The sequence below is a fragment of the Bacillus salacetis genome, assembly GCF_003581585.1.
Lineage (GTDB): Bacteria > Bacillota > Bacilli > Bacillales > Bacillaceae_B > Rossellomorea > Rossellomorea salacetis.
Window position 1 is genome coordinate 1 of sequence record NZ_QXIR01000095.1, and the last position, 493, is coordinate 493.

The 493-nt window shown below is 44.6% G+C and carries 1 protein-coding gene; it reads right to left on the bottom strand.

Going from position 1 to position 493, the window contains the following annotated elements; all coding sequences use genetic code 11:
• A partial coding sequence (locus D3H55_RS23755; RefSeq protein WP_136035806.1) for a hypothetical protein occupies positions 1-402 on the bottom strand: 402 nt, incomplete at its 3' end.
• Positions 403-493: the final 91 nt, after the last annotated feature.

The window sequence follows — 493 nt, forward strand, 5'->3', positions numbered from 1 at the left end:
GATTCGTTCCTTATAAATAATGCCCCGTTCGATGGTGGCTTTAAAGAGCTTTGCATCAAAATCTGTTAGTTCTTCTGTTGTTTCCAAAAGGTCTAGGAAGGATTGCAGTTGCTTTTTTAAATAAAGCTGCTCTTGCATACCTTCCTCTAGGCTGTCTTGCTCTTGCTGTAGAATTTCCTGTTCGTAGATGAGATGCCTTAGTGTGGCGTCGTAGATGGCATCATTTGTGGATGATTCCTTTGCAGCCAAGTCACTGATGCGGTCTGCGATTGTTTCGATTTGCGCGTTCAATTCCTCCAGCCTTTCCTGCTCCGGTGGTGAAAGTGAAGCTTTTTTGATGACTTGTTGAGCTTCTTCCATTACAGTGTTCGGATCGTCTTTCATCTCTCGCAATATGTTCATAAATGCCTTTTCAAGATGGGCTTCGTGGACATAGCTTGTTTTGCAGTCCTTAAAGTCTGGATCTCGTCCAGCGGTCACCCGGCATTGCCAG